The organism is Variovorax sp. KBS0712 (genome assembly GCF_006323185.2).
GTDB classification, from domain to species: Bacteria; Pseudomonadota; Gammaproteobacteria; order Burkholderiales; family Burkholderiaceae_C; genus Variovorax; species Variovorax boronicumulans.
The window spans coordinates 1-12,673 of sequence record NZ_VCCD02000004.1; the positions used below are offsets into that span (position 1 = coordinate 1).

Annotated in this window: 11 protein-coding genes and 2 pseudogenes; 7 read left to right on the top strand and 6 right to left on the bottom strand. The window is 71.5% G+C overall.

Annotated elements, in window-relative coordinates; all coding sequences use genetic code 11:
• The first annotated feature begins 90 nt into the window (after positions 1-90).
• On the top strand, positions 91-723 hold the full coding sequence (locus FFI97_RS28215; protein ID WP_095747326.1) for a TetR/AcrR family transcriptional regulator: 633 nt from the start codon (positions 91-93) through the stop codon (positions 721-723).
• Positions 724-732: 9 nt separating this feature from the next.
• On the opposite strand, the gene FFI97_RS28220 is transcribed toward FFI97_RS28215, so the two are convergent.
• Positions 733-912 carry a hypothetical protein gene (locus FFI97_RS28220; RefSeq protein WP_062480395.1) on the bottom strand — a complete coding sequence of 60 codons (180 nt, stop codon included), beginning with the start codon at positions 910-912 and terminating at the stop codon, positions 733-735.
• A gap of 95 nt (positions 913-1,007) precedes the next feature.
• Positions 1,008-1,361, bottom strand: a pseudogene (locus tag FFI97_RS28225) (N-formylglutamate amidohydrolase); the annotation flags it as partial.
• Between FFI97_RS28225 and FFI97_RS28230 the strand changes: the two are divergent.
• The 3 genes from FFI97_RS28230 to FFI97_RS28240 are packed head-to-tail and all read left to right on the top strand — an operon-like array spanning position 1,339 to position 5,343.
• Complete coding sequence (locus tag FFI97_RS28230) at positions 1,339-2,115, top strand: thioesterase family protein (RefSeq protein WP_221937724.1); 777 nt, start codon at positions 1,339-1,341, stop codon at positions 2,113-2,115. The pseudogene FFI97_RS28225 and the gene FFI97_RS28230 overlap by 23 nt on opposite strands.
• 37 nt (positions 2,116-2,152) lie before the next feature.
• Positions 2,153-3,802 carry an acyl-CoA dehydrogenase family protein gene (locus tag FFI97_RS28235; RefSeq protein ID WP_185993743.1) on the top strand — a complete coding sequence of 550 codons (1,650 nt, stop codon included), beginning with the start codon at positions 2,153-2,155 and terminating at the stop codon, positions 3,800-3,802.
• A gap of 17 nt (positions 3,803-3,819) precedes the next feature.
• Positions 3,820-5,343, top strand: coding sequence for a class I adenylate-forming enzyme family protein (locus FFI97_RS28240; protein ID WP_139706848.1), 1,524 nt, complete (start codon positions 3,820-3,822; stop codon positions 5,341-5,343).
• Positions 5,344-5,508: 165 nt separating this feature from the next.
• On the opposite strand, the gene FFI97_RS28245 is transcribed toward FFI97_RS28240, so the two are convergent.
• Positions 5,509-6,396 carry a gamma-glutamyl-gamma-aminobutyrate hydrolase family protein gene (locus FFI97_RS28245; RefSeq protein ID WP_095948354.1) on the bottom strand — a complete coding sequence of 296 codons (888 nt, stop codon included), beginning with the start codon at positions 6,394-6,396 and terminating at the stop codon, positions 5,509-5,511.
• A 105-nt stretch (positions 6,397-6,501) separates the two neighbouring features.
• Between FFI97_RS28245 and FFI97_RS28250 the strand changes: the two genes are divergently transcribed.
• Complete coding sequence (locus FFI97_RS28250) at positions 6,502-7,554, top strand: sugar phosphate isomerase/epimerase family protein (protein WP_139706850.1); 1,053 nt, start codon at positions 6,502-6,504, stop codon at positions 7,552-7,554.
• Positions 7,555-7,731: 177 nt separating this feature from the next.
• On the opposite strand, the gene FFI97_RS28255 is transcribed toward FFI97_RS28250, so the two are convergent.
• A complete protein-coding gene (locus FFI97_RS28255) occupies positions 7,732-9,030 on the bottom strand; it encodes an aspartate aminotransferase family protein (protein ID WP_139706852.1) in 1,299 nt (432 codons plus the stop codon).
• A gap of 120 nt (positions 9,031-9,150) precedes the next feature.
• On the opposite strand from FFI97_RS28255, the gene FFI97_RS28260 reads away from it, so the two are divergent.
• A complete protein-coding gene (locus tag FFI97_RS28260; RefSeq protein ID WP_185993744.1) occupies positions 9,151-9,627 on the top strand; it encodes an Lrp/AsnC family transcriptional regulator in 477 nt (158 codons plus the stop codon).
• 11 nt (positions 9,628-9,638) lie between these two features.
• On the opposite strand, the gene FFI97_RS28265 is transcribed toward FFI97_RS28260, so the two are convergent.
• Positions 9,639-10,634: a PLP-dependent aminotransferase family protein gene (locus FFI97_RS28265; protein ID WP_409574654.1), complete on the bottom strand. Its 996-nt coding sequence runs from the start codon at positions 10,632-10,634 to the stop codon at positions 9,639-9,641.
• Between the two features lie 301 nt (positions 10,635-10,935).
• Positions 10,936-11,100: pseudogene (locus tag FFI97_RS34475) on the bottom strand (GntR family transcriptional regulator); the annotation flags it as partial.
• Positions 11,101-11,187: 87 nt separating this feature from the next.
• On the opposite strand from FFI97_RS34475, the gene FFI97_RS28270 reads away from it, so the two are divergent.
• Complete coding sequence (locus FFI97_RS28270) at positions 11,188-12,438, top strand: MFS transporter (protein ID WP_144004538.1); 1,251 nt, start codon at positions 11,188-11,190, stop codon at positions 12,436-12,438.
• The last annotated feature ends 235 nt before the right edge of the window (positions 12,439-12,673 follow it).

The following is a 12,673-nucleotide window of genomic DNA, read 5'->3' on the forward strand; positions in this document are numbered from 1 at the left end:
GCGGTCGGGCGAGGTCATTGCAGAATGCCTTTCGATGGGATCAAAAATTCTAGGAACAACCCGCCCGCGAGGTGTTCGGGTTCGGCGGCCATGACCGGCGCCCGCGCACCCGCCGCCGCCCCGAGGAGGAAGCCGCGCCAGTCCCGCGCGCGCCACACCTCGCAGGCCTTGCAGGAAGCCTTTGTTCGGCTTTTGGTCGAGAAGGGCTACGCCGCCATCACGATCCGCGAGATCGTGGCCGTGGCGGGCACGGGCCTGGGCAGCTTCTACGAATACTTCGAGAACAAGGAGGACCTGGCGCGCGTGTGCCTGCACCTGCGCTCCAAGGCGCTGCTGCTGGACATGCGCGCGGTCGTGGCCACGAACGAAGGCCGGCCGTGGCGCGAGATCGTCGACGCGGTGATCGATGCGCAGCTCGACGCGCACCGCACGCAGCCCGTGGCCTGGGGTGCGCACTACCTGCTGGAGCGCCACCTCTCCAGCCCCGAGGCCTACCGCAAGATGTACGACCGCTTCGTGGCCGAATGGGTGGGCGTGCTCGACGCGGCAGGGGACGTGGGGGCTGACGGCCCGCAGAAGAAGGAAGCGGCGCGCGTGTGCCAGACCATCATCTACGGCCTGGTCGCGCACACCCACATCGGCACGGGCGGGCGGCCCGACCTGCAGACGCTGTCACGCCAGTTGCGCGATGCGCTGCGGGGCTACCTGGCGACGGTCGCCTGAGGCTCTCGCTCAGCGCGACGACTTGTTCGTCGTGCCGCTGACGCCGGCGTCGATGGTGCCGAACACCGTCACGCCGCTGCCCGATGAAGACGTGGAGGAGGAAGAAGACGGCGACGGCGCGGTGCCGGCGCAGCCCGAGACCAGCAGACCGGTCGCAAGGACGGCGAGGGCGGCAAGGATCGACTTCACGGCAGGACTCCAGAAAACTGAGGACGTCCCACTATAGGCCGGGGGCTCCGGCCGCCCTGTAACAAAGACACCAGCCGCCGCAGGGGCGGCGGGGTTCAGCCTGCCACGCGCGGGTCGGTCGCCAGCAGCATCTCGACCATCGAACGCAGGTCGGCCTGCAGCCGCGCCGCGCCGGCCTCGTCCAGCGCCAGCGTGGCCTCGTCCATGTAGAGCTTGCGGTTGATCTCGACCTGGATGCTGTGCCGGTTCGCCGCCGGGTCGCCGTGCCGGCGCACCAGCTCCACGCCCTTGTACGGGTGGTTGTAGTCCACGCTGTAGCCGCGTGCGCGCAAGTGCGCGCACAGCCGCTGCGACAGCGCCGGGTCGGCCGTGCTGCCGTCGCGGTCGCCGATCACGAAGTCCGCGTGCGCCAGGCCCGGGAAGTCGGTGGCGTGGCTGCCCGACGCGCTCTCGCGCGGCCCGTGGGACCCGCGCGCGCAGCACGGTGGCGCGCCTGCCGCGCTGCTCGCGCACATCGCCGAACGCGCCGCGCCCGGCCCCGGCTGGCAGCTGGCGCGGCTCACGCTGGAGCTGGTGAAGCCGGTGCCGGTGGCGCCGCTGGCCACGCGCACGCAGTCGCAGGCCTCGCGCGCCACGGTGCGCGTGGGCATCGACCTGCTCGCGGGCGACACGGTGGTGGCCCGCGCGCACGCGCTGCTGCTGAAGACATCGCCGCTGACCTTGCCGGCGACCCTGCCCGCGGGCGACGCGCCGCGCGAACTGCGCCCGCTGCCCGAGGACTGCACCGAGCGCCTGCGCATTCCCGGCCTGCCCGACGGCCTCTCGTTCCACCAGACCGCCGTCGAATCGCGCCTCGCGCAAGGCGACATCGCGCAGCCCGGCGCGGGCGCCGCGTGGTTCCGGCTCGCGGTGCCGCTGGTGCGCGGCGTGGCCACCTCGCCCGCGATGCGCGCGGCGGCGGCGGCCGACTTCGGCAACGGCCTGAGCTGGGTGCTGTCGCCCGCCGACTTCCTGTTCTCGAACGCCGACCTCAGCCTGAACCTGTTCCGCGTGCCCGAAGGCGAGTGGATCGGCCTGCGCGCCAGCACCGAGATGCACGCCGGCGGCGCGGGCCTCACCGTGTCCCACCTGTACGACACGCGCGGCCTCATCGGCCTCGCGACCCAGACGCTGGTGGTGCGCGAACGCGCCGCCACGACCTGAACACGCCCCCCTTTCACCGATTCACGGAGACAACGCCATGACCATTCCCGGCATCCACCCCGACAACCAGGTCCCCGAGCTCAAGGACTACAACGTCTACACCAGCGACCCCGCGCTGCGCGGCGCGGTGGGGCGCGGCGGCGCCGCCTGGCGCGACGACGAACTGGTGCGCCAGGGCGCCGAGTACGGCGCCGAGGCCACGCTGCGCGCCGCCGAGGACGCCAACCGCCACGAACCCGAGCTGCACACGCACTCGCGCACCGGCACGCGCATCGACAGCGTGCAGTTCCATCCCGCGTGGCACACCATGATGTCGATCGCGCGGCGCAACGGCATCGCCAACCTGCCGTTCTTCGACGAGCGGCCTTCGGCCTGGGTGGGCTACGGCGCCTCGCTGTACATGCACAGCCAGATCGAGTCGGGCTCCACCTGCCCGACCACCATGACCAAGGCCTGCATCCCCGTGATGCGCCGCAACGCCGCGCTGTACGCCGACCTGCGCGACAAGCTCGCCGCCCACGTGCACGACCCACGCGACATCCCGCTCGAAGGCAAGATCTCGATGACCGTCGGCATGGGCATGACCGAGAAGCAGGGCGGCAGCGACGTGCGCACCAACACCACGCGCGCGGTGCCCGCGGGGAGCATGGCAAGTGGACCGTGGGGCGAAGAGTTCCTCATCACCGGCCACAAGTGGTTCTTCTCGGCGCCGATGTGCGACGGCCACCTGGTGCTGGCCAAGACCGACGAGCACGGCTCCTCGTGCTTCTTCGTGCCGCGCTGGCGGCCCGACGGAACCAAGAACGCGATCCACATCCAGCGCCTGAAGGACAAGGTCGGCAACCGCTCCAACTCCAGCAGCGAGGTCGAGTTCAAGGAAGCCTGGGGCGTGCTCGTGGGCGACGAGGGCCGCGGCATCCCGACCATCATCGAGATGGCCACCGTGACGCGGCTGGACTGCGCGCTCGCCAGCGCCGGCTTCATGCGCCAGGGCTTCGCGCAGGCGCTGCACTACACGCGCAACCGCTTTGCCTTCGGCAAGGCGCTGGTCGACCAGCCCGTGATGACCGAGCTGCTGGCCGACATGGCGCTCGAAACCGAAAGCGCCACGCTGCTGGCGATGGAACTCGCGTCGCGCTTCGGCTCGCCCGCGCCGCTGGACACGGCCTGGCGCCGCCTGCTCACGCCGGCCGCCAAGTTCTGGAACTGCAAGCGCGCGGTGGCGCTCACGGGCGAGGCGATGGAGGTGTTCGGCGGCAACGGCTACGTGGAAGACGGTCCGATGGGCCGCCTGTTCCGCGAGGCGCCCGTCAACTCGATCTGGGAAGGCTCGGGCAACGTGATGTGCCTCGATGTGCTGCGCGCCGTGTCGCGCAACCCCGACGACGCGCACCTCGTGCTCGACCACCTGCAGGAAGTGACCGCCGGCGAAGCGCGCCTGCAGACCGAGGTGCAGGCCCTGCGCCAGATGGTGCAGCTGGCGCCGCAGGACCTGGAGCGCCAGGCGCGCCGCTTCACGCAGCGGCTGGTGCGCGCGGCGCAGGCCGGCCTGATGCTGCAGCACGCGAGCCCGCTCGCGGCGGCCGCGTTCGTGTCCAGCCGCTTCGATCCCGACTGGGGCCCCGTGACCGGCATCAGCGCCGGCACCAGCGACCCCGCGGCGCTGGTGCGCGCCGCCTGGCACTGAGCACGGAGCCGACACGGATGGATTTCGTTTCCCTGCTCGACCAGCACGCCCGCACCCAGCCTGACCACGAATGCCTGCGCGCCGCAGGCCGCGCCTGGACCTATGCCGAGTTCGCCGAGCTCTCGCGCCGTGCCGCCACCGTGCTGCGCGACCAGGGCGTGGGCGCCGGCGACAAGGTCGCGCTGCTGTGCTTCAACACGGTCGGCTTCGTCGCCGCGATGTTCAGCGCCTGGCGCCTCGGCGCGGCCGTGGTGCCGGTCAACCACAAGCTGCAGGCGCCGGAGATCGACTACGTGCTGGCCCACGCGGGCGTGCGCCTGTGCGTGGCCGACGGCACGCTCGCCACGCAGGTCGCCGCGCGCATCGCGCACCGCTGCGACTGGCTCGCGACCGACAGTGCCGCCGACGGCCTGCCGATGCTCGACGAGCTGATGGCGCAGGCCGCACCGCTGGGCGGTGACGACACAAGCGCCCCGGCGCCCGGCACCGACACGCTGGCCCAGGTGCTCTACACCTCGGGCACCACGGGCAAGCCCAAGGGCTGCCTGCACAGCCACCGCAACGTGTTCATGGCGGCGGTGTGCACGGCGGCGGGCATGTCGCTGTCGCGCAACGAGCGCACGCTGGTCGCGATGCCGGTGTGGCATTCGTCGCCGCTCAACAACTGGCTGCTGGGCACGCTGCTGATGGGCGGCACCGTGGTGCTGCTGCGCGAGTACGCGCCCAAGGCCTTTCTCGACACGCTGGCCGAAGAACGCATCACCTTCACCTTCGGCGCGCCCATCGCCTTCCTGGCGCCGCTGTCGGTGGTGCCCGACGTGCAACGCTACGACTTCAGCGCGATGCGCCTGTGGGCCTACGGCGGCGGCCCGCTCGGCGCCGACATGGCGCGCAAGCTGGCCGACAGCTACCGCAGCGACCGCTTCGTGCAGGTCTACGGCATGACCGAATCGGGCCCGCTGGGCACGGTGCTCTACCCGGAAGACGCGATCGCCAAGGCCGGCTCGATCGGCCGCGCGGGCGTGCCCGGCGTGGCGATCGAGGTGCGCCACCCCGACGGCCGGCGCTGCGGCGCGGGCGAGGTCGGCGAGATCCACCTGCGTTCGCCGGCCGTGATGCAGGGCTACCTCGACAACCCGCAGGCGAGCGCCGAGGCCTTCGATGCGCAAGGCTGGTACCGCACGGGCGACCTCGCGCGGGTGGACGAGGACGGCTTCCTGTTCATCGTCGACCGGCTGCGCGACATGATCATCACGGGCGGCGAGAACGTCTATTCGAAGGAAGTGGAAGACGCGCTGGGCGCCCACCCCGACGTGCAGGACGTGGCCGTCATCGGCCGCCCGCACCCCGAGTGGGGCGAGACCGTGACGGCCGTGCTGGTGGCGCACGGCGGACGCGCGCTCGAAGCGCGCGAGCTGGTGCGTTTTCTCGAGGACCGGCTGGCGCGCTACAAGATCCCGCGCATCTTCGAAGTGCGCGAGAGCCTGCCGCGCACGGCGACGGGCAAGCTGCTCAAGCACCTGCTGCGCGACGCGGCGTGAGCGTTGGGCAGTGCAGTCGTTGATCGACCGGCACAACGACAGCGCTCAGCGGGCGCAGGACACTGGGTGCTTCCCGCAGCGAAATCAAGGAGGAGGCCGAAGGCCGGGGGACATTCGCGGAGGGAAGTACCCGGTGGCCTGTGCACGCGCCCCGAACAGCAACACTCAGCGCCGCAACAACGCCTGCCGCAGCAACCGCGCCGCGCGGTTGCGAATGCGCCCCTGCATCTCGCGCATGCTGGTGCGCGGCGCCACGCGGGCGGTGGCGCAGGCCCACAGGAAGTCGTGCAGGATCGGCGTGTCGTCCACGGTCTCGGTGCTGCCGTACTTGTGGAACTCGGGGTGCCACTGGGTCGCCGCGATGTAGCCGCGCCCCTTCTCGGGCCGGCGGCGGATGGCCTCGGGCACGCGGTCCGGCAGGCTCCAGGCCTCGATCTCGAAGCCGGGCGCGAGCCCCTTGATGCCCTGGTGGTGGATGCTGTTGACGCGCGCCGTGCGCACCTCGGGGTACAGCTTCGCCAGGCGCGTGCCTTCGACGATCTCGATCTGGTGGAAGTTCTGGTCGTAGGTCACCGGGTCGCGGTGGCGCAGCGTCTCGGGGTGGCCGTGCTGCTCCTCGATGTCCTGGTAGAGCGTGCCGCCGAAGGCCACGTTGATCAGCTGCAGGCCCCGGCACACGCCGAAGATCGGCTTGCCGGCCTGCTCGAAGGCCTCGACCAGCGCGAGGTCGTACAGGTCGCGGATCTGGTCGCCGATCCAGGCGTCTTTCAGGGGCTCCTCGCCGTAGCTGCCGGGCCAGACGTCAGCGCCGCCGTGCATCACCACGCCGTCGAGCCACTCGGCGTAGTGCGACAGCTTGGTGTCGCCGCGCGCCGTCTCGCCGGTGGGGCAGGGCACCATCACCACCATCGCGCCGGCCGACATGAGCCAGTGGGCGATCGATTGTTCGACGTACTGCAGCGTCTTGTTCGTGAAAAGCGAGCGGGCCGGGTCGGCGTGCGAGAAGCAGGCGGACAAGCCGATCTTGAGCCGGGCGGCGACAGGCTGAGACATGTCGATGGGTTCCCTGTGGACAAAGTTCATTGTGCGCCCATCGAACTTCGGTCGTGTGTCAGCCGAACCCCCGAAGTATGCTGTGCGGCGCATCAGGAGACACGCATGAAGACGATCAAGGGGCCGGGCATTTTCCTGGCCCAGTTCGCGGGCGACACGGCCCCGTTCCACTCGCTCGACGCCATCGCCGGATGGGCCGCGGGCCTCGGCTACAAGGGCGTGCAGATCCCCAGCTGGGACACGCGCCTCATCGACCTCAAGCGCGCCGCCGAAAGCAAGACCTACTGCGACGAGATCAAGGGCACGCTTGCGGGCCACGGTCTGGAGATCACCGAGCTCTCGACCCACCTGCAGGGCCAGCTGGTCGCGGTGCACCCGGCCTACGACGCGGGCTTCGACGGTTTTGCGGCGCCCGAGGTGCGCGGCAACCCCGTCGCACGCCAGCAGTGGGCGGTGCAGCAGCTGCACCACGCGGCCAAGGCCTCGGCGAACCTCGGGCTCACGGCGCACGCGACCTTCTCGGGCGCGCTGGCCTGGCCGTACCTGTATTCGTGGCCGCCGCGCCCGGCCGGCCTCGTCGAGGAAGCCTTCGACGAACTGGCGCGCCGCTGGCGCCCGATCCTCGATGCCTTCGATGCCGTGGGCGTCGACGTGGGCTACGAAATTCATCCCGGCGAAGACCTGCACGACGGCGTGAGCTACGAGATGTTCCTGGAGCGCGTGGGCAACCACCCGCGCGCCTGCCTGCTGTACGACCCGAGCCACTTCGTGCTGCAGCAGCTCGATTACCTGGCCTACATCGACCACTACCACGAGCGCATCAAGCTCTTCCACGTGAAGGACGCCGAGTTCAACCCGACCGGCAAGCAGGGCGTGTACGGCGGCTTCCAGAGCTGGATCAACCGCGCCGGGCGCTTCCGCTCGCTGGGCGACGGGCAGGTCGACTTCAAGGCCATCTTCTCGAAGATGGCGCAGTACGACTTCCCGGGCTGGGCAGTGCTCGAATGGGAGTGCTGCATCAAGCACCCGGAAGACGGCGCGCGCGAAGGCGCCACCTTCATCCGCGACCACATCATCCGCGTGGCCGACCGCGCCTTCGACGACTTCGCAGCGGGCGGGGCGGACGTGGCGGCGAACCGGCGGATGCTCGGGATCTAGGGCCTGTTCACCCTATTTCCGGGGTCGCGAAGGTCTGCCAGCGCGGGCCAATCAAGGCGCGTGACGCCGCGCGTGCATGCGCACGCGCAAGGAGCGCAACGCCGAGTGGCCCGCGCTGGCGGACCTTCCCGAAGGGTTGGCTTGCCAACGCGACCCCGGAAATAGGGTGAACAGGCCCTACCTCGTCGAACGGATCGCGTCGTCGAGGATCTCGAGGCCGCGATCGATTTCTTCCGGCTTCACGTTCAGCGGCGGCGCGATGCGCCACACGGCCGCCATGCCACCGACGGCCACGATGTTCATGCTCAGGCCGCGCGCCATGCAGGCGTCGGTGATGGCGCGGCCGCGCTCGGCGTCGGGTTCGCGGGTCTCGCGGTCCTTCACCAGCTCCACGCCCTGCAGCAGGCCGTGGCCGCGCACGTCGCCGATCACCTCGTGCCGCGCCTTCAGCGTGGCCAGGCCCCGGCTCAGCCGCTCGCCCATGGCGACGGCGCGCTGGTTGAGCCCTTCTTCCTCGAGCACGTCGAGCACCGCCAGGCCGACCTCGGCCGGCAGCGGGTCGGACACGTGCGAGGTGACGTGGACGAAGCCCTTCTCGTGGCAGTCCTGCTCGATCGCCTCGCTGGTGACCGTGGCGCCGATCGCCAGGCCGCCGCCCAGCGTCTTCGAGACGGTGAGGAAGTCGGGCACCACGCCCGCCTGCTCGAACGCGAAGTTGCTGCCCAGGCGGCCGAAGGCGGTCTGCGCTTCGTCGAGGATCAGCAGCATCCCGCGCTCGCGGCACTTGGCCTGCAGCTTCGGGAAGTAGCCGGCCGGCGGCACGATCACGCCGCCCGAGCTCAGCACCGGCTCGGCGATGAAGGCCGCGAGCGAGCCGCTGGACTGCGCATCGACCATGTCGAAGCCGACATCGAGGCACGTGGTGTCGCAGGCGTCGCGGCAATGGCGGATGGGGCAGCGGTAGCAGTTCGGCGCGGGGATCGACATGGTGCCGGGCTTGCGCGGCCCGTAGTCGACGTGGTGCCGGCCCGCGAAGGTGAGTGCGGCCATGCCGCCGTTCACGCCGTGCCAGCCGCCGTTCAGGCCCACGATCTCGTAGCGGCCGGTGGTCACGCGGGCCATGCGCGCGGCGGCCTCGTTGGCCTCGCCGCCGGTGGACAAAAACAGCGATTTCGACAGCGACGGCGGCAGCATGGCCGCCAGCCGCCCGGCCAGCGCCGGCACGGCCGGCCCGACAAAGCCGCTGTACAGGTGCAGCGCGCCCTCGCAGGCCTTCTCGATCGCCGCGACGATGCGCGGGTGGTTGTGGCCGATGGTGGCGCACATCTGGCCCGAGGTGAAGTCGAGGATCTCGCGCCCGCTCGCGTCCCACAGCGTGGCGCCGCGCGCCTTGACGATGACATGCGGGCTCAGCCCCATGCCGTAGCGCACGAGGTGCTTGCTGACCACGGGGTCGTAGGTTGCGCCTTCGGCCATCGGATGCTCCTTGTTCGTCGGGGGAGCCCCAGCGTAGCCATCGGCCGCGAAATCCGGTGTCGTTGTGCGGGCCCGAAAACGAAGCCGATTGCGCGCACCTTGCGCCACACTGGCGGCACCATGAAAACCGGCACCCTCGATCGCATCGACCAGTGCATCCTGGCCGAACTGCAGGCCGACGCGGGCCTGCAGAACCAGACGCTGGCCGAGCGCGTGAACCTCTCGCCCTCGGCCTGCCTCAAGCGCGTGCAGCGGCTGCGGCGCGCGGGCGTGATCCGCGAAGAAGTGGCGATCCTCGACGCCGCGCGCGTGGGGTTCCCGGTGCTGGTGATCTCGCGCGTGTCGCTGCGCAGCACCACGCGCGAGGCGATCGGGGCCTTCGAGCGCAAGGTGCATGCGCTGCCGCAGGTGCTGCAATGCCACTGCGTGGCCGGCGAGACCGACTTCGTGCTCGTGATCTGCGCGCGCTCGCTGCCCGACTACCAGGCCTTCGCGCAGGAGCAGCTGGGCGACGCGCTGGAGCTGGAAAACTACTCGAGCGACATCGTGCTGTCGACCACCAAGTTCACGACGCGGCTGCCGCTGGACAGCACCTGAGGGCGCCGCCGCTACAGCAGTCGCACCAACCGCCGGATCGCGCCGTCAATCTGCGACTCGGCGATCAACCCGAAGCCGAAGGCCAGCCCGTTGGGCGCGTCGGGCGCCTGCGGTTCGGGCGCGAAGCGCGACAGCGGCGGCAAGGTGATGCCGGCCGCCGCGGCGCGTTCGACCACCACATGGTCGCGCGCGCCGCCATGCAGCCAGGCTGACAGGTGCAGGCCGGCATCGGACGGGATCGCCTCGAGCCGACCCGCGCCGTGGCGCGCCAGCGCGTCGAGCAGGGCGCTGCGCCGTGCGCCGTACAGCTTGCGCATGCGGCGGATGTGGCGCGCCAGGTGCCCTTCGGCGATGAAGGCCGCCAGCGCCTCCTGCCCGAGCACCGGGCCGTGCCAGTCGGCCAGCTCGCGCGCCCGCACCAGCGCCGCGCGGGCCCAGGGCGGCGCCACCACGAAGCCCAGGCGAAGCGCGGGGAACAGGCTCTTGGAGAAGGTGCCGACGTAGAACACCGAGCCGGCGCGGTCGAGCGTCTGCAGCGCGTCGAGCGGGCGGCCGGCAAAGCGGAACTCGCTGTCGTAGTCGTCCTCGATGAGCACGGCGTTGCGCGCCCGCGCAAAGGCCAGCAGGGCGGCCCGGCGCGGCGGCGACATGGCCACGCCGGTGGGAAACTGGTGCGAGGGCGTCACGCAGACCACGCGCGCCTCGGGCGGGATGCGGTCCACGCACAGGCCTTCGTTGTCGGTCGGCACCGTGACCACCTTCGCGCCGGCGGCCAGCATGGCCTCGCGCAGCGAGGGATAGAACAGCTGCTCGACCGCCACCACCGTGCGCCCCGGCACCACCAGGATGCGCGCGAGCAGCCCGAAGGCCTGCTGCGCGCCGGCCGTGACCACGATGTCGTCGGCCGTGCAGCCGACCGCGCGCGTGAACGACACGTGCACCGCGATCGCCTCGCGCAGGGCGCCCTGGCCCTGGGGGTCGGCGTAGTCGGCGGTCTGGCGCGCCACGCGGCGCAGCGCGCGGTCGGACAGGCGGCGCCAGATGTCGAACGGAAGGCGCCGACATCGGGCAGGCCGACGCGGAAGTCGTCGCGCGCGGCCCGCGGCTGCAGCGTGGGGCGAGGTCGGCGCCGGGCACGTTCAGCGGCACCAGCCGCGGATCGCGCCGGGGCGCGGCGCCCGCCTCTTGGCGCGGCGCGGCCGCGGCGCAACGCGGGCAGCGTGTCGGCCACGTAGGTGCCGGAGCCCGGCGCGCCAGCAGGTAGCCCTCGCTCAGCAGCAGGTCGTAGGCCGCCAGCATGGTGTTGCGCGACACGCCCAGCCGCTGCGCCAGCGCGCGCGTGGCGGGCAGGCGCGCGCCGGGCTGCAGCCGGCCGTCGAGGATGGCGTCGCGCAGCTGGCGGTGCAGCGCGCGCAGCAGGTCGCGCGAACCGGCGACCGGCAGGCGCAGGGCAAGCTCGAAAAGTGGCTCCATGATCTTTGCCGATTGTGGTTCTTTTGAAGAGCCGCCTGCAATCCTATTCTGGAGGCCTTGGAACACCCACCCATGGAGTCCTTCACCATGCACACCGCTCCTGAAACCCCGCAGCAACCGCCCGCCGAACGCCTGCCCCTGGGCCTGGCCTGGCTCGCGCTGGGCGCCTTCGCCATCGGCACCGAAAGCTTCATGGTCGCCGGCCTGCTGCCGGTGCTGGCGGCCGACCTGCAGGTCAGCGCCGCGCAGGCCGGCCAGCTGGTGCTGCTGTTCGCGCTGAGCTATGCGATCGGCTCGCCGCTGATGGCCGCGCTGCTCGCGCGCTTCGGGCGCCGCCCGCTGCTCATCGCCAGCCTGGCGACCTTCGCGGGCCTCACGGCGGCGGCCTCGATGGCGCACGGCATCGCGCAGCTGGCCCTGGCGCGCGTCGCGCTCGGGCTGGTGGCGGGCGTGTTCCTGCCGACGGCCAGCGCGGTGGCGGCGGCGATGGTGTCGCCCGCGCTGCGCGGCCGGGCGCTGGCCATCGTGACCGGCGGCGGCACCGTGGCGGTGGCGCTCGGCGTGCCGCTGGGCGCCTGGATCGCGGGCTGGGGCGGCTGGCGCACGGCCTACCTGCTGATCGCCGCGGTGGCGGCGCTGGCCACCTGGGGCCTGTTCGTGGGGCTGCCGCGCACGCTGGCGCAGGCCCCCACTGACGCGGCCCCGCGTGCCGCGGCCTTCGCCGTGGCGCGCGAGCCCGGCGTGGCGCCGGCGCTGCTGGCCACGGTGCTGTGGGCCACGGGCGGCTTCAGCTTCTACACCTACATCGCGCTGTTCCTCGGCCACACGCTGGGCTTCGGGGCCGAGGGCGTGGGCGCGGTGTTCTTCGCGATCGGCGTGGCCGCCGCGCTGGGCACCGCGACCGGCGGCTGGGCCACCGACCGTTTCGGCGCCGACCGCATGGCGCGCGGCTTCGCGCTGGCGCTGGTGGTGATCATGGGCGGACTCTCGTTCGCCGCACAGGTGCTGCCGCGCGGGCTGGCGCTGCCGCTGATCGTGGGCCTGTCGGCGCTGTGGGGCTTCGCCGGCTGGGGCTTCGGGCCGGCGCAGGCGGTGCGGCTGATCCGGCTGGCGCCCGATCGCGCGCCGATGACGCTGTCGCTCAACGCCTCGGCGGTCTACCTGGGCATCGCGGCGGGCTCGGGGCTGGGCGGCGCGACCATCGCGTGGTTCGGCGTGAGCGCGGTGGGCTGGGTGGGCGCCGCCGCCCAGCTGGCGGGGCTGGTGCTGCTGTGGCGCGCGGCGCGGCGGGCCCGGTCGGCCGCGCCTGCGGCGTCGACGGCGCCGGCCTGCGCCTGACTCTGCGGCGGGTTGCTATATTTTCAATAGCTACCTTTGCAGGATGGATGGCCCTTCGGGGCCTTTTTCATGCGGGCGTTGTTTTTAAGACAAGCAACTGTCATGCCCTGCAAGCTATAATGTCGGGTTCGTTTCGATACCACGACGAAGAATTTCGTCACCCCCGCCGGCCGATCTGCGTTGCCATCTGAATCCGGGATCCAGGATTCATCAGGCTTCTCGTTTCCAGCCCTCG